This window comes from Mucilaginibacter sp. UYP27 (assembly GCF_040547175.1).
Taxonomy (GTDB): Bacteria; Bacteroidota; Bacteroidia; order Sphingobacteriales; family Sphingobacteriaceae; genus Mucilaginibacter.
Genome location: NZ_JBEPPE010000002.1, coordinates 683291 through 698351, shown reverse-complemented (window position 1 = coordinate 698351; position 15061 = coordinate 683291). Strand labels below are relative to the sequence as shown.

Genomic DNA, 15061 nt, shown 5'->3' with positions numbered 1-15061 from the left:
TTTAGCGGGTACGCTTGCCGTACCCGCTAAATTTTATCAATAGCCCCCCGCTGGCCCTGTCCTGACGACTTGAACTGGCTGGGCGTTAAACCGGTTACACTTTTAAATTGCGCAGATAAATGTGCGCTGCTGCTATATCCCATCTTCCAGGTAATTTCATTCAGATTTAGCTCACCATATTCCAGCAACTCTTTTACTTTTTCGATCTTTTGCTGAATGATAAATTTTTCGATGGTTATATCTTCCGCATCAGAAAACATCCTGCTGAGGTAAGCGTAATCCTTTTTCAAGCCATCCGACAGGTATTGTGAAAAGTTCAGGTGGGCATCTGCCAGGTCGCTATAGTGCACTTTTTCAACGATCAGGTTTTTGATCCGTTCTACCATGCGGTCCTTTTCATTATCCAGCAACTCAAAGCCCAACAGTTTAAGCTGAGATGAAATCAAATTCAGCTGTTCACTGTCCGGAGCAGGCTGAACTTCAGCACTGCCTAAATTGACCTCACCTACATTCAGCCCGATATTTTCCAGCTGCTGCCTGACCACCATGATGCAGCGGTCACAAACCATATTTTTGATATGCAGTACCATGTGTTATTTAATCAAAAATACGACTAAATTTTTTCTGCATTATAGCCTTTGGATTTTAAAGCCCTAATAACTTCGTTGGGTGTTAGTCCCTCGTTCGATTCTACAGTGAGGATCTTATCCGGGTTGACAGTATCAACTTCCCATTTCGCGATACCTGATAAGGTGTCTAATGCAGGTGTAACAGCTGCGATGCAACCACCGCATTTAATATTGGTTTTGAATTTTGTAGTTACCATTTTGATTAAGTTTTAAATTAAAGATTAAGTTTTAAATATTTTAGCCTCAGGCTGTTGCTGACTACCGATACAGAACTCAACGCCATTGCGGCACCGGCGATCATCGGGTTGAGTAAAAAGCCATTGATCGGGTATAACAGACCTGCAGCGATAGGTATGCCGATAACATTATAAATAAAGGCCCAGAACAGGTTTTGCCTGATTGTACGAACCGTTAGCCTGGAGAGCCTTAATGCTTTAGGTACTTGCCGCAGATCGGATGATACCAAAGTGATCTTAGCTACATCCATCGCTATGTCCGAACCCTTTCCCATCGCAATACTAACATCAGCCTGCGCTAACGCCTGGCTATCGTTGATCCCATCGCCGATCATAGCCACAACCTTGCCCTGTTGCTGTAATTGCTTTACAAAAGCAGCTTTAGCCGAAGGCAAAGTATCAGCCTGAAAATGTTCAATACCAGCCTGGGCTGCTATCGCCGCAGCGGTCTGCGCATTGTCCCCGGTGAGCATATAGACTTCGATGCCCTGTAATTTTAATTGTCTTACCGCATCCACTGAACCCGGTTTAATTTGATCGGCTATCGCGGCCATTGCCAGTACTTGCGCATCGTCCGCAAAGTAAATCACGGTGTTTGCTTCTTTTAACGAGTTGGTAATCGGGCCTGATAATTCTTGAGGGATCGTTATTCCTTTTTCTTCGATCAGCTTATGGCTGCCGGCAAAATAGACCCGGCCTTCAAATTGCGCTTCAACACCTCTGCCGGTAAGGCTATTAAATGAGTCGGCGGTAACTGCCGCTAAACTGTTCGGCTTTAAATAGGCAACAATAGCTTCGGCCAACGGATGTTCCGATTGTTGTTCTAAAGATAAAAAATACGATTGTAAAAGGTTTTGGTTTAAGGTAGCAGCGTCAGACCAAACCCATTTATTAACAACAGGCTTACCTTCAGTGATCGTTCCGGTTTTATCCAAAACTACCGCATTTACTTTATGACCTGATTCCAGACCTTGGGCATCTTTGATCAATATGCCATTTTCAGCACCTTTACCAATACCCACCATAATGGCCGTGGGTGTTGCCAATCCTAATGCGCAGGGGCAAGCAATGACCAGGACCGTTACCATCGCCAGTAACCCTTGCGTAAACGCGTGCTGACCGCCAAATAGCAGCCAGGCTGCTAAACTTAACAAAGCGATCAACATCACTATAGGTACGAATATTCCGGCTATTTTATCAACCAATTTTTGTACAGGTGCTTTAGAACCCTGCGCATCCTGCACCAATTGCATGATCTGGGCCAGCATCGTGCCGCTGCCCACCTTTTCGGCCGTAAAGCGAAAACTACCTTTTTGATTTAAGGTACCTGCAAACACCTGGTCACCGGCTTTCTTCTCCACGGCAACAGGTTCGCCGCTGATCATGCTTTCGTCGACAAATGAGTTGCCATGATAAACTACACCATCAACCGGGATCTTATCGCCGGGACGAACCAACAATTGGTCGCCGGCCTGCACATCTTCAATGGCGGTTTCTGTTTCGCCCGTCTTGGTAACGCGCAACACTGTTTTTGGTTGCAGGCCTATTAGCTTCTTTATCGCGGATGAAGTATTGGATTTTGCCTTTTCTTCCAGTAGTTTGCCCAACATGATAAAAACGATCACGACGGAAGCCGCCTCGAAATAAACATGGGGATGCAAGCCCTGCCGGTGCCAGAATTCCGGATAGACGGTATTGAAAACGCTGAATAAAAAGGCGATCCCGGTACTCATGGCTACCAGCGTATCCATATTGGCTTTTCCGTGGGAGGCTTGTTTCCAGGCTCCGGTAAAAAAACTTCTTCCGGCTACGAACAGCACGGGTGCTGTTAATACCAGCATGATGTAATTGGCATAGGGAATATCCATAAACACCATACCGATCAGTACCACCGGAATTGTTAACACTGTTGCCCAGGTAATATTCTTTTTTAGCTTATCATATTGTTTCAGCTGTGCTTCTTCCTGCTTTTCCTTTCCGTTAACCGCGTCGATGATCAAGTCATATCCGATTAACTGAACGGCTTGCTGCAATTTTATGGCCTGTACCAATTCAGGATTAAAGACGACCTTTACCGATTGTGTGGCATAATTGACTTCTGATTTTTCTACGCCTTTTTGGTTACCGATCATGGATTCCACGCTGGATGCGCAAGAGGCACAAGTCATGCCGGTAACGGGAAAAGTCAGTGTCTGTAATTTTGTTGTTTCCATGATTATTATCTAACGACACAAAATTAACCCATACCCCCGCAGGTAATTTTATAGCATTCCGTTTGTTTTTTACATAATTTTACCTTGTTATTGACATGATCAAACCCTATGAAAAACTTATTTGCTTTGCTACTATGCTTTATCAGTTGGAACACTGCTACTGCACAAACTTCTTTTCAGGGTCGCCAGCCGCAGGTCGCTAAGGATGCAGCCGGTACGCTTAGGTTGGTCTATGGCCGAACGGACAGTATCTTTTGTACAACCTCTACTGATGTAGGTAAAACCTTTTCAAAGCCAATTTTAGTCGGTATCGTGCCTGATATGCATCTGGGCATGGCCAGGGGACCGCAATTGGCCAGTTCAGTATCTTATAGCCTGGTAACGGCTATCGACAAAAAAGGGGATATTCATTATTTCACACTGAACCATCGAACAAGGCAAGGCTGGAAGGCGATGGGCTTTTTAAACGACCAGCGCGCGTCTGCGCCGGAAGGATTAATGAATATAGCTTCGGATGTGCAGGATCACTTCTATGCGGTATGGCTGGATACCCGTATTGGTAAAAAAAATAACATTTACTTCTCCTCTTTAGCACCGAAACCAAATAAATGGAGCCGTAACAGGTTGGCTTATCACTCGCCGGACGGCCATGTATGTGAATGTTGCCGTCCAAGCATCGCCGTGGACGGAAGCCGGGTAGCGATCATGTTCCGCAATTGGATGATGGGGTCGAGAGATCTATACCTCGTCAGATCAGAAAACCGGGGAATTACTTTTGATGCCGCGCAAAAATTAGGGACCGGTACGTGGAAACTCAACGCCTGCCCAATGGACGGCGGCGGTTTGACATTCAATACCGATCATTCCATCTCGACGATTTGGAAAAGACAGGGCACTGTTTATTATGCTAAGCCGGGCAGCAATGAGTTAGAATTAGGCACAGGGCGTGATTGTAGTATCAGTTCAATAGGCGGCCAAAACGTGGTTTCATTTTCCGAGAACGGTAACCTTAAAATAAAATATGTCGGAACCAATAGAGTGATCGATGTAAGTAGAGGCAGTTATTTAAAAACTATAGGCCTGCCTGAAAGTAAACTTCTGTTGGTTTGGGAAGAAGCGGAACAAGTGAAGTTAAAAACCTTGTAAGGTATTCAAAGGATGCGTACTGCTTGTAATAATATACTCCTCTTACAATATCTTAGCGGTGTCCGTATCTGTACTATCTATGAATATGCTTAAAGTGCTTTTTTTTGTTTTATTGATATCATTATCCAATCTGCTCATGGCGCAAACTGGCGCGATCAAAGGGTTGATCACCGACCGGCAAAGTAAGCAGCCGGTAGAATATGCCAGTATCGCCTTTTAAAAAGTGCAGATTCTTCCCTAGTGAGCGCACGATATCTAAAGGTAACGGTGCATTTCAATTTGACAATGTTCCAACAGGCAAGTATGTGCTTAAAACAGCATTTAGTGGCTATCACGATCAATAAGTGAAACGGCCGAAAAACCGGTTGGAACTATCTTTGTATATGCATTTAACCAGGGTAAAAAACTAAACTTCCGTAAAGTTTTTAAAGGCACTTGCGAGGATATTATTCATCAAACAGTTGAGTCCACTGCCGAGATGCTTATCGCCGACCTAAAAGACTAATTTGGGTACCACAGTAACCCTTCGCTCTTAGTTATCGGCTTATCTGCCCCCTTTCCAGGTTCTTGTGACTTGGCGGATAATTTCTGTTATATCCGGGGAATACTTTTCATTTTCTAAAAATCACTTAGCAGGTTTTGTTTACTGCAAACTGCACTAACCGATACCTAAAATTTGCAGCGTTCGTGGATCGCGCTGGCCATTGTAAAATTTTTCGAGTACACGGCTAAATATGGGATAGGTAGCCGGCACCGCATCAAACAGCGTCATACTCGATCTTAATTTCAGGTCATCGGGGCTGCCAAACAATGCATTGGGGTCGTTAATGTGCAGCGCAAGTAATGCATTACATATTTCGACCAAACGAATCCCTAACCTGGGGTGCTCCAGGTAGTCGGTTGCTTCTTTTACATCCTTAATAGCATAATAACGCGAGGTTTCAGTCATCCCCAATCCTGCCACCTGGGGGAAAATATACCACATCCAATGGCTACGTTTTTTACCACTTCTTATTTCGCTTAGCGCAATTTGGTAATCTTTCGCTTGTGCGTCAATAAAGCGGCTCAATTTATCCTCTGTCATAACAAGCTTATTTTGCACATGCTTTTTATCACTAATGCCGTAACTAACCCGCCAAAAGTGTAGTAAGCAACGGTTAATATCTTTGTTTTATCTGTACGGGTTATCGGTGCATCACTCAAGCCTACGGGCTTGGTAAGTTTTATTGCGCCAAACCCTGCAAAGGCACCATAAACTATACCGCGTAAAAGCAGGTTCTTTTGCTTTCCGGCACCTATCAGGCTGTAATAAAAGGTATTACTTAACAAATCGCCGGCTAATGTTGCGGCATACAGTGCATCGCCGGATAGCGGCTCTTTACCTATCGCTTCCATACCTTTAACTATCGCTTCTTCACCTACCAGTTCAACCCGGGGTGCATCGTGGTCAAACCGCTTCACAGTTTCGTGAAGCAGGTTAAGAGCTGCCGCGCCGGCCAGCCCTCCTAATAAGTTTTTAATGATTCTCATGGTACTTATTTGTAAGATGTTAGGGTATAGCAATTACTGTAGTCCCGGCGGTTTTACCGCAACTTCCGGTTCTTGCTTGCTAACAGCCAGTTCTTTTGTCCAGTATTGCACTTCGTAATCTTCGTTTACATTAATGAATTTGCTATCCGGGCTTCCGGCTTTGATCTGTCGTCCATATCTAACTTTACTTTTATTAATTAATTTAGTCCTGGTTAAGTTGCTGCAAATCGCGGTCTGCCGGGCCGGTCAGTACTTTTCCGACAATACTATACCTTGCACCATGGCAGGGGCAATCCCAACTTTTTTCCTCTTGGTTCCAGTTAACAATACACCCCGCGTGTGTACAAACCGGGCTTAAGGTATGTAGTACCCCCTTTTCGTCCCGGTAGGCGGCTATTTTTTCGCCATCAACTTCTACTACTTTACCAGTATCGTTTGCCATCCGCTTCAGCGAGTCTGTTTCGTTTATTTTAAAACGATCTGTAATAAAATGATAAGCAACGTCTGCGTTCTCTTTTACAAATTCTGTAAAGCCGTCAATAGGTTTGATCCGCGACGGGCTAAACACATTTTCGAATTTACTTTCTATCCCTAATATCAGGTCACTGATGATCTTTGCGGCAATGCTGCCCAGCATCATCCCATTACCATTATACCCGGTGGCGCAATAGGTGCCGGCAGGCGCGCCAGGCATTTGGCCGATATATGGAAAACCATCCACCGGTACATAGTATTGGCTTGACCAGTGGTATTTTACCGAAGAAACAGAATAATGCTCGCGGGTGTACTTCTCAAGGTCGGCGAAAGCCGTTTCAGGATCATCATGGCCGGTTTTATGATCGTTACCACCCACCAACAGTAATGGCTGTCCGTCTATTTCATGCGTACGGAAATAATGGTAAGGCTCTTGCATATCATAAATAAGAGCTTTAGGATAATCATTTCCTTTAAGTTTAACCGCAATAATGTAACTGCGATAAGGTGCGCACCTAAAGCTGAACGAGGTTATCTTAGGCGGGATATGTGTAGCATAAATGATGCTTGCGGCCTTAATATCAAGTTTGCCGGCTTTAGCAATATACACCTCACCATCCTTTAATATTTCGTCAATCATGCTATTTTCAAGCAGCTTACCACCACTACTTTTAAACTCAGCCAATAGCCCCTGTAAATATTTTAAAGGATGAAATTGCGCCTGCCCCTCAAATAGCAAAGCTTTCACATAATTAAACGGCGTAGGTACCTCTTGTATATATGCTGCAGCTACACCAACCTGGTTTGCACCCTGGTAAATATCATCCAGTTGCTTTGCCTGATCTTCATCTTCCGCATACAGGTAACCGGGCTTGTCCTCGAAATCACAATTGATTTTGTATCGATTAATATTGTCTTTGATCAGTGCAAAGCCCTCGTTTACCGCATCGGCAAACAGTTGGGCGCCCTCTTTTCCAAATGCGCTTTCCGCTTCTTTGTAAGTAGTATCGGCAAAGGTGTTGATGTGCGCGCTTGTACCGCCGGTAGTGCCAAAACCCAGCGTGTGTGCATCAACTATGAGTACCTTTTTTCCGGTTTTTTGTAAAAGTAACCCGGCCGATACCCCGGTGATGCCTGCACCAATAATGAGCACATCAAACTTATCGGTGCCGTATAACACAGTAGCAGCAGGCTTTTGTTGGATACCTGTTTGCCAAGGGCTTAATTTGTTGCCATCTCTTGGCGAAGTTGTATCTTTTTGTGTTTTAGCTTTCATTTGACAGTATTAATTAATTTTTGTTCGGCCATGCCAATCAGTCAGCAGTAATGTAAGTACTGCAACGATGGTGAAACCTGTATTAAATAACCGTACCTGTTTTCCTTTTTTTAAACGGTTTTAAAAATGTTTGCAAAACAAATTGTCATACATTAAAAAGGTCTATTTTATCATGCACCGTAAAAGAATAATCAGTTTACCGGCAGCAGGTTGTTTAATTAGCGCTACATACACTAAAGCACCAAGCCCTCGACTGTGTATAACTGCTTACTTTTTACTACACCCTAACAAGTAAGCAACGGATAGTAAATTGCCGACCAGGGCATAATCAATAAGGCTGTGCACTTTAGAAGAAATTGGCTTTGTATTCATAACATCCTTTTTTATTGAACAGGGTTGTTCAAATATTGTTTATTGTTGAAGTTAATTAAATTAATCATTAATAAATAAAAGGCGCATTTGTGACATATTGAACATAATCATAACTCAATCTACAAAAATTTAAAATTTTAAATAATCAGCCTAAACTAAGAGCCGTCGAAATTAGCCGGGGACTGGACGACAAGCCTTACAAAATGCAGCAAACCGATAGGGTAAGTTTAAGGATTGCCAGGAGTTCAAAATTGCTGGCAAAAGCTACTGTGGTTGAAATATTGGACGCGTAGTAAGAACTAAATTTTCTACCCGCAACTACTTTCATTAAGCAACGTTTTAGCAAACCTTTAAGTGATGTCTGAAACATTTCCTTAAGTGTTAAATAACATTCATTATCTAAAGAAAATTAAATATTCGTTGTAAGTAAGATTTTTTAATATCTACATTATAAGCATTAGCGATAATTGAACATTTTTCGGGTGACCTGTTAGGTTACCTTCATAGATTTTAGATATATAACGCATTGATTTATAGGAGATAGTAAATCTATTTTTGTTCCCTATCTCTCCGCTGATTGTATATCAAACAATTTCAAAACGCCTTAAATGCATCATTTAAGGCGTTTTTTGTTTTAAGACCTATCCGAATTGTTCATTAAATCGCATCCTATTGGTAACCTGTTGCATGTAAAGACCGCCAAGTCAACACAAACCTTATAAGTTGCTGTAATACAACCCGTTCATCGATTGAACATCTTGATTACAGCACGTACCGGAGAGTATCAGTAATACCATCAGCGCGCCAAATTCCCTGTACTTTCAAAAGGCTCGCCCGAGAAGCGAATTTAATACAGCTGTTATGAACCCTGCGGGAGGGGTCGAGGCTACGCCTTCCGATAAATTTCACTCTTAATCTGATCAGCCTAATCCAATACAAAAGAATAACTTACGTAGTTACCATGATGCGCAATAGACACAGGTACACTAAGCTCATTGCCATTATTGAAGATAACAGGGTATCCTATTGGGCTTTTTTTGATGTGAAGATCATTAAAATAAGGGCGCAGTTTGTCTATCAAAAATAAACGCGCCTCAACTGATTGAGATTCTGCTGAGTTTTCTCTAATCGATTTAACGCCCCAATAAATATTTTTAAAACTTTCGTGATGATTGACGACGGTAGCTATCCAACTTGCAGAAATTTTTGAGCGAAAATAAAGAGTGTTTGACAGGTGCATAATTGTACCGTTATAAAACACATCGCCATCTATGCTTTCCCAATGCCCTGTATTTACATCATTCTTTTGGCTATCTGTAAATTTAAGGTCCTGAATGATGATCTGCGTTGGCGAGAACGCTAATTCTGGAGTCAACCTTTTGAGATACTTAAATGCGGACTCTTTAGCTGACCATAGCAGCCATAGGTAAAGTTCAAAACTCAGTTGCGGGCACACCAGCTGCTGATATAATCTTTGTTCGGAGCTTGAAAGTATTTGTGTATAAAACCGAACCTGTTTGGTTCGGTTGATATCTATCAGATCAAGGGCTACAATATCGTTGCCGGTGCTTATCAAGCAGGTCTATTTAGTTTATCAGATATTATATCTATGCAATTTCCTATCAGGTACATTTTTTCTGCGGAATCAAAATCAATTTCGATATTGTATTGCGATTCTGCATCTATAATGACATCAACCAGGTTAGCCGAGTTTATTTTAAGATCTTTTATAAGATCTGTTTCCTCGGTGATCCCCTCAAGCATTGTTTTATCTTCCGTGTAAGGCGCAAGCACTTTTTTTAGTTCAGTTAAAATAGTTGTTCTATCCATATTTATTTGTCGTATCTGGAAATAATTAAACAGGTATTAATATCGCCAAAGCCAAAATTAGCTTTTGCAACAATATTAATCTTTTTGTTTACGATTTTTGTGGGCAAATTGTTTGCACCAATTAAATTTATAATTTCTGGGTTAGCATCTTCCAGGTTAATATTTGGATGTACAAAACCATGAACTATTTGTAAAACCGCGGCTACGGTCTCAATTGAGCCGGCAGCACTAAGGCAATGGCCGATCATTGATTTTAATGAATTAACCATCGGAAAATCATCGGCTGTACGGCCCAAAGCCAGCGCCCAGTTTTGTATCTCTAAGGTATCTGCTATCGTAGCGGTTAAATGTCCGCTTACCAGGTCCACCTGCTGTCCGTTTATGCCGGCATTATTCATAGCCTCCTGTATACACCTGATAACGCCTGTAGCAGCTGGCGCGGTCATTGATCCACCACCACGCTGGCCGCCCGAATTGTTACTTCCGCCGAGCACTTCGCCATAAATACGTGCACCACGGGCAAGTGCGAAATCAAGATCTTCTAATACTAAAGCGCCAGCGCCTGAGCCGGGAACAAAACCACCGGCTGTGAGGCTCATCGGCCTTGACGCCCTCGCAGGTTCGTCATTGTATTTCCTGGATAACACCCGCATAGAATCAAATGCCCCAAATATGTAAGCATCAACGTATTCGCTGCTACCCACCACCATTCGTTTGGCCATGCCGTATTTGATATACTCATATCCCATTAATATAGCCTGCGTACCTGTGGCACAGGCCGACGAATTACTTATGATCTTATTGCCTAATCCAAGCCTGCCAGATATGTAAGCGGTTACACCGCTGTTCATAATCTGCTCTACCACTCTCGACCCCAGTTTCCTGGACTCCTTAGCGTCTACCCGGGTAATGGCGTTTTTTATTACATCAGTATCAGCCACACTGCTGCCAAAAACACACCCTGTCTCCCACAGTGTTTCTTGGCTGGCTATCTCATTACCGGCATCCATCCAGGCGTCAAGCGCCGCTTTTATTCCAAATGCTATGCCCTTACCCTTCAAACCATACAAACTCGTTTCGGTGAGATAGTTTCTCAAATCGTCCCACTCGAATGCCGGTGAGCCGGCTACCTGGCAATTAAATCTTAGCTCTTCGTATTGCGGCATAAATTTTATGCCCGAAACACCATTCTTGATCGCATGGAGAAAACTGGGCAAATCCATTGCGTTTGGTGATATCACACCTAAACCAGTTATAACTACACGCTTGCTCATTTTTGTTTTTTTATTAGCGCATTTTTTACGATGCCCGAAAATACACCCCTCGCCACCAATTCTGCATGCTCATTATGCATTTCCACTTTGCATTTCAATTTACCGAAACGAAAATACTCCTTTGCAGAACTTACAGTTACTTTTTCGCCAGGCAATACCATCTTAAAAAAAGACACCTCGGTTGAAGTTAGCAGCGGAAATGAATCTTCACTCATTACTACATCTGTACTGATCTTATTATCTATCATTAAATAGGTGGCCAATACAACTAATCCTATTTGCGCCATTATTTCGGTGATAATCACGCCCGGTGTTACCGGGTTTCCTATAAAATGGTCTTCATAAAAAAAAGAATCGGGTTTTAAAGTATAGTCTCCGGTAACGCCATTATCACTCAACGCCGTAACGTTATCAACAAAAAGGAACGATGACTTGTAAGGTAAACAGGCTATGATTTTGTTATACATCTCAAAAACTTTAACAAATTACCGGCAATGTTCGCCCCCATCCACGTGAATCACCGAACCATTTATCCATCCCGCTTCATCCATACACAACAGGTAAATAACATTGGCAACATCTGTGGTTTTGGTTACACGGCCCAAAGGGTTTTTTTCTTTTGCTATCTGTATCAGTTTTTCGCTTCCGGGTATCTTATTAAGCGAGGGCGTTTCTGTTATTCCCGCTTGAATCAAATTAGTTTTAAGGCCAAACCGCCCCAACTCTATTGCCATATAAGTGCTTAAGCTTTCCAGTGATGATTTAGCGATTGATACCGCGGCATAGCCATCCCAATATTTATGGGCTCCTTCGCTGGTTAAACCAATAATACGCCCGTCTTTTTGGAAAAGTCCGACTGCTAAAAGTTCTCTTGCCCAATCGAGCAAACTTGTAGACATTGCGTATGAAGTGTATGTTATATCTTCAACTGACAGCGTTTCAATAGATTCAACATTCATACCCGTTTGCGGCATCAACGGTTTTAGGTTTCCCCTGGCTATCGAATGAAGTAATAGCCTCACCGCGCCTTTCTTTTGCTTATCTTCTGTTAATTTTTGGATAAGCGCCTGCCGGCCTACCGTATCCAAGGCGTTGACGTTAAATAATTCAATTGAAACGTTTTGTTTCTCGGCCAGCGCCGCCATTCTGAGTCTCAGAATGCGTTCTTGCATAGCCGTTTCGCGGTACGCTACCACGCTATTCATACCATATTCTGCTAGTTTTTCAACGGTTGCCAACCCAAAACCGCTTGATCCGCCCAGGATGACTGCCCAGGAATCACTAAATTTCCTTTTATCGTACACGTAATTATTTAATGCTTTTTATCACCAATTGTTTTAGCTACTCAGTTTATCGCTACCATTGGCGTTAAGATATTCGGTGTTAAGATAACAAAAGATCCGAAATCTACAGCCAATAAAAATCATCTTACTTTTTTATCGGCGGTCCACACAACAAAAACACGGCATTGCGGTTATTAGCTGGCAACCATTATAATTAATATATTTGCAGATACGTACGCATACAAACTATGAAAATAGCCACATTAATATTCTTGTTTTGTAGTTCGGTGCTGCATTCGGCAACTAATAAAAGCCAGGCACAAAACTTTAGTAAAACTGCTTTTTACGCCATACTGGCATCCGGTAAGCTTGAAGAAATTAACCAGGAATTAACATTATTGGCCGATATTGAATTGCCTGAAAAACAAGCTTATGAAGGCACTTTGCTGATGAGAAAAGCGGGATTAGTAAAAATACCCGGCCAAAAATTAATATTTTTTAAAAAAGGCCGGATTAAGTTAGAATCTGCTTTACTCAACAATAACAATAACGGCGAATTTCATTTTTTACGCCTTATCATACAAGAGCATGCACCTAAGATTGTAAAATACAGGAAGGAAATTGAAGCAGATAAGCTTTTAGTAAAAACAACGTACAAGAGTCTGCCATTTAATGTTCAGCAGGCGATCTCTGATTACAGCAAAAATTCAAAAATACTGCGCCCGCAAGATCTTTCTTTGTAAGCATGAATAAAAAAGTATTGGCTATTTATTACTCACAATCCGGCCAATTGGGTCAGATTATTGACTATTTAACAACACCCCTTGTTGAGGCAGGTGCTTCAGTCGAGATAGTAAATATCCAACTTACCAAGCCTTTTCCTTTTCCGTGGACCGCTGATACTTTTTTCAGTGTTATGCCCGATTGCGTTTTGGATATAACGGCCGAATTGGAACCATTTGAATTAAAAGAAACAAGTTATGACCTGGTGATATTAGGTTATCAAGCCTGGTTTTTATCGCCCAGCATCCCTTTTAACTCTTTAATGCAGCAAGCAAAACTAAAGGCAGCAATACAAAACATACCCGTTATTACGGTTACAGGAGCGCGAAATATGTGGCTCAACGCTTTTGTGAGGGTAAAAAAACTGATTAACGCGGCGGGAGCTAAACTTGTTGGTAATATTGCTTTAGTTGACACGCATCCAAATCCAATTAGTTTTATCACCATTTTCCATTGGATGCTGCACGGAAAAAAAGACAAATACCTAAACATTTTCCCCCCACCGGGCGTTTCGGAAAGTGATATCAAACATACCGGCGTTTTTGGCCAAAGTGTTCTAACGCATTTGAATAATGACAATTGGGATGGGTTACAAACTGAGCTTGTTAAAAAAGGCGCTGTTAAATTGAATTACAATTTAATGATCATTGAAACTGTAGCCGGCAAAATATTCGGTCTCTGGGCCAATTTTATAGTAAAAAGAAGAAACAGGGCGTTTTGGCTATCCGCATTCAAGTACTATTTATTAATAGCTTTTTGGATAGTTGCCCCTATAGTTATAACCATCGATGCCATTTTTTTTAAATTTTGTAGCCCTAAACGAATAGCAGCAAGAAAACAATATTTTTTAAATTTAAACTGATATATGTCTCATGCCCGAAGTTTTTATTAACAGTACATCGGCTTATTTTCCGAACGAACCCGTTGCCAACGATGCTATGGAAGAATATCTGGGGTTTATTAATGGTAAACCTTCCAAGTCGAAAAATATCGTGCTGCGGAATAACGGTATAAAAAATCGTTATTACGCCCTAACTAAAGGCGGTAAACCTACCCACACAAATGCCCAGATGACCGCGCTGGCGGTAAAAGAGTTATTTAAAACCAACCCCAGCAAAATAAAGGGCATTGAACTGCTTTCTTGCGGAACATCTTCGCCTGACCAAGTAATGCCCAGCCATGGCGTAATGACGCATGGGTGGTTGCCCGAGGCGGAAGCTATTGAAGTGGTATCCCCATCGGGAGTGTGTTGCGCGGGCATGCATGCTATTAAATATGCCTACCTGGCCATTAAAACCGGCGATGTGCAATTAGCTGTGGCAACCGGTTCTGAAAGGTTTTCGGGGTTGCTTGTGGCAGATGTTTTTGAAGAAGAAGCGCTAAAGCTAAAAGAGTTGAGCGACAACCCCTATATTGCTTTTCAAAAAGATTTTTTACGATGGATGCTATCCGATGGTGCATCCGCATTCCTGATGTCTAATAAACCGAATGAAACCGGGCTTAGCCTTCGGTTAGACTGGATCGAGGGTGTATCTTATGCTAACGAAATGCAAACCTGTATGTATATGGGCGGCGATAAACTGCCAGACGGTACGTTAAAGGGTTTTATGGATTATACCCCTGAAGAGATCATGACGCAATCTATATTCAGCGTTAAACAGGATATTAATTTGTTGAGTGATAATATAGTACCCCTTGGCGGAAAAAAAATCAAAGAAATATTCGATAGGAAAGGCCTTGCAGCTTCCGATATTGATCATTTTTTACCCCACATCTCCAGTGACTTTTTCAGGTCTAAAATCTATGATATGGTAGAGCTGTATGGTGGTGGTATACCTTACGAAAAATGGTTTATTAACTTATATACTGTTGGAAATGTAGGTGCTGCTTCAGTTTTTCTGATGATAAACGAATTATTTAATAACGGCACATTAAAAAAAAGCGAGAAAATTTTATTACTCGTTCCAGAAAGTGCCCGTTTTTCTTACATGTACGCCATGCTTACCGTTTGTTAA

17 protein-coding genes are annotated in these 15061 nt (G+C 42.0%); 5 read left to right on the top strand and 12 right to left on the bottom strand.

Annotated elements, in window-relative coordinates:
• Positions 1-26: 26 nt before the first annotated feature.
• Genes ABIB39_RS11080 through ABIB39_RS11070 form a run of 3 tightly spaced genes read right to left on the bottom strand, consistent with a single transcriptional unit; the run spans position 27 to position 3078 of the window.
• Positions 27-590, bottom strand: coding sequence for a helix-turn-helix domain-containing protein (locus ABIB39_RS11080; RefSeq protein WP_354429924.1), 564 nt, complete (start codon positions 588-590; stop codon positions 27-29).
• A 23-nt stretch (positions 591-613) separates the two neighbouring features.
• Positions 614-826 carry a heavy-metal-associated domain-containing protein gene (locus ABIB39_RS11075; RefSeq protein ID WP_354429923.1) on the bottom strand — a complete coding sequence of 71 codons (213 nt, stop codon included), beginning with the start codon at positions 824-826 and terminating at the stop codon, positions 614-616.
• A 17-nt stretch (positions 827-843) separates the two neighbouring features.
• Entirely contained in the window at positions 844-3078 is a 2235-nt protein-coding gene (locus tag ABIB39_RS11070; RefSeq protein WP_354429921.1) for a heavy metal translocating P-type ATPase, read from the bottom strand.
• A gap of 126 nt (positions 3079-3204) precedes the next feature.
• Between ABIB39_RS11070 and ABIB39_RS11065 the strand changes: the two genes are divergently transcribed.
• Both ABIB39_RS11065 and ABIB39_RS11060 read left to right on the top strand, forming a co-directional pair.
• Positions 3205-4224 carry a hypothetical protein gene (locus ABIB39_RS11065; RefSeq protein ID WP_354429920.1) on the top strand — a complete coding sequence of 340 codons (1020 nt, stop codon included), beginning with the start codon at positions 3205-3207 and terminating at the stop codon, positions 4222-4224.
• A gap of 79 nt (positions 4225-4303) precedes the next feature.
• On the top strand, positions 4304-4444 hold the full coding sequence (locus tag ABIB39_RS11060; RefSeq protein ID WP_354429918.1) for a hypothetical protein: 141 nt from the start codon (positions 4304-4306) through the stop codon (positions 4442-4444).
• Between the two features lie 438 nt (positions 4445-4882).
• Here the strand turns inward: ABIB39_RS11060 and ABIB39_RS11055 are convergent, their stop codons facing one another.
• From ABIB39_RS11055 to ABIB39_RS11015, 9 genes are all read right to left on the bottom strand, one after another.
• Positions 4883-5308, bottom strand: a complete 426-nt coding sequence (locus ABIB39_RS11055) for a DUF1810 domain-containing protein (RefSeq protein ID WP_354429916.1) — start codon at positions 5306-5308, stop codon at positions 4883-4885.
• Complete coding sequence (locus ABIB39_RS11050) at positions 5305-5754, bottom strand: hypothetical protein (protein WP_354429914.1); 450 nt, start codon at positions 5752-5754, stop codon at positions 5305-5307. Before ABIB39_RS11050 ends, ABIB39_RS11055 begins: the two co-directional genes overlap by 4 nt.
• Before the next feature lie 33 nt (positions 5755-5787).
• Complete coding sequence (locus ABIB39_RS11045; RefSeq protein ID WP_354430123.1) at positions 5788-5919, bottom strand: DUF3606 domain-containing protein; 132 nt, start codon at positions 5917-5919, stop codon at positions 5788-5790.
• 37 nt (positions 5920-5956) lie between these two features.
• The gene (locus ABIB39_RS11040; protein WP_354429912.1) at positions 5957-7504 is read right to left on the bottom strand and encodes an FAD-dependent oxidoreductase; all 1548 of its coding nucleotides are present in this window, start codon (positions 7502-7504) and stop codon (positions 5957-5959) included.
• A 1297-nt stretch (positions 7505-8801) separates the two neighbouring features.
• Positions 8802-9452 carry a 4'-phosphopantetheinyl transferase family protein gene (locus ABIB39_RS11035; RefSeq protein ID WP_354429910.1) on the bottom strand — a complete coding sequence of 217 codons (651 nt, stop codon included), beginning with the start codon at positions 9450-9452 and terminating at the stop codon, positions 8802-8804.
• Positions 9449-9706, bottom strand: a complete 258-nt coding sequence (locus ABIB39_RS11030; RefSeq protein ID WP_354429909.1) for an acyl carrier protein — start codon at positions 9704-9706, stop codon at positions 9449-9451. Before ABIB39_RS11030 ends, ABIB39_RS11035 begins: the two co-directional genes overlap by 4 nt.
• A 2-nt stretch (positions 9707-9708) precedes the next feature.
• Positions 9709-10980 (bottom strand): beta-ketoacyl-[acyl-carrier-protein] synthase family protein, encoded by a 1272-nt coding sequence (locus tag ABIB39_RS11025; RefSeq protein ID WP_354429907.1) that lies wholly within the window; start codon positions 10978-10980, stop codon positions 9709-9711.
• Complete coding sequence (locus ABIB39_RS11020) at positions 10977-11447, bottom strand: 3-hydroxyacyl-ACP dehydratase FabZ family protein (RefSeq protein WP_354429905.1); 471 nt, start codon at positions 11445-11447, stop codon at positions 10977-10979. The genes ABIB39_RS11025 and ABIB39_RS11020 overlap by 4 nt, the downstream gene beginning before the upstream one ends.
• An 18-nt stretch (positions 11448-11465) precedes the next feature.
• Entirely contained in the window at positions 11466-12284 is an 819-nt protein-coding gene (locus tag ABIB39_RS11015; RefSeq protein ID WP_354429903.1) for an SDR family oxidoreductase, read from the bottom strand.
• Positions 12285-12511: 227 nt separating this feature from the next.
• Here ABIB39_RS11015 and ABIB39_RS11010 point away from each other — a divergent pair, with 227 nt between their 5' ends.
• From ABIB39_RS11010 to darB, 3 genes are read left to right on the top strand one after another with little or no spacing between them, the layout of a single operon-like run.
• Positions 12512-13006, top strand: a complete 495-nt coding sequence (locus ABIB39_RS11010) for a hypothetical protein (RefSeq protein WP_354429901.1) — start codon at positions 12512-12514, stop codon at positions 13004-13006.
• A gap of 2 nt (positions 13007-13008) precedes the next feature.
• Entirely contained in the window at positions 13009-13908 is a 900-nt protein-coding gene (locus ABIB39_RS11005; protein WP_354429900.1) for a hypothetical protein, read from the top strand.
• A gap of 10 nt (positions 13909-13918) precedes the next feature.
• A complete protein-coding gene (gene darB, locus ABIB39_RS11000; RefSeq protein ID WP_354429898.1) occupies positions 13919-15061 on the top strand; it encodes a dialkylresorcinol biosynthesis protein DarB in 1143 nt (380 codons plus the stop codon).

Excerpts from the sequence above, each read along its gene's own strand:
- ABIB39_RS11070 (WP_354429921.1), bottom strand. The coding sequence starts at position 3,078 with ATGGAAACAACAAAATTACAGACACTGACTTTTCCCGTTACCGGCATG.
- ABIB39_RS11020 (WP_354429905.1), bottom strand. The coding sequence starts at position 11,447 with ATGTATAACAAAATCATAGCCTGTTTACCTTACAAGTCATCGTTCCTT.
- ABIB39_RS11050 (WP_354429914.1), bottom strand. The coding sequence starts at position 5,754 with ATGAGAATCATTAAAAACTTATTAGGAGGGCTGGCCGGCGCGGCAGCT.
- ABIB39_RS11005 (WP_354429900.1), top strand. The coding sequence starts at position 13,009 with ATGAATAAAAAAGTATTGGCTATTTATTACTCACAATCCGGCCAATTG.
- ABIB39_RS11030 (WP_354429909.1), bottom strand. The coding sequence starts at position 9,706 with ATGGATAGAACAACTATTTTAACTGAACTAAAAAAAGTGCTTGCGCCT.
- ABIB39_RS11040 (WP_354429912.1), bottom strand. The coding sequence starts at position 7,504 with ATGAAAGCTAAAACACAAAAAGATACAACTTCGCCAAGAGATGGCAAC.
- ABIB39_RS11080 (WP_354429924.1), bottom strand. The coding sequence starts at position 590 with ATGGTACTGCATATCAAAAATATGGTTTGTGACCGCTGCATCATGGTG.
- darB (WP_354429898.1), top strand. The coding sequence starts at position 13,919 with ATGCCCGAAGTTTTTATTAACAGTACATCGGCTTATTTTCCGAACGAA.
- ABIB39_RS11010 (WP_354429901.1), top strand. The coding sequence starts at position 12,512 with ATGAAAATAGCCACATTAATATTCTTGTTTTGTAGTTCGGTGCTGCAT.
- ABIB39_RS11075 (WP_354429923.1), bottom strand. The coding sequence starts at position 826 with ATGGTAACTACAAAATTCAAAACCAATATTAAATGCGGTGGTTGCATC.
- ABIB39_RS11060 (WP_354429918.1), top strand. The coding sequence starts at position 4,304 with ATGAATATGCTTAAAGTGCTTTTTTTTGTTTTATTGATATCATTATCC.
- ABIB39_RS11055 (WP_354429916.1), bottom strand. The coding sequence starts at position 5,308 with ATGACAGAGGATAAATTGAGCCGCTTTATTGACGCACAAGCGAAAGAT.
- ABIB39_RS11025 (WP_354429907.1), bottom strand. The coding sequence starts at position 10,980 with ATGAGCAAGCGTGTAGTTATAACTGGTTTAGGTGTGATATCACCAAAC.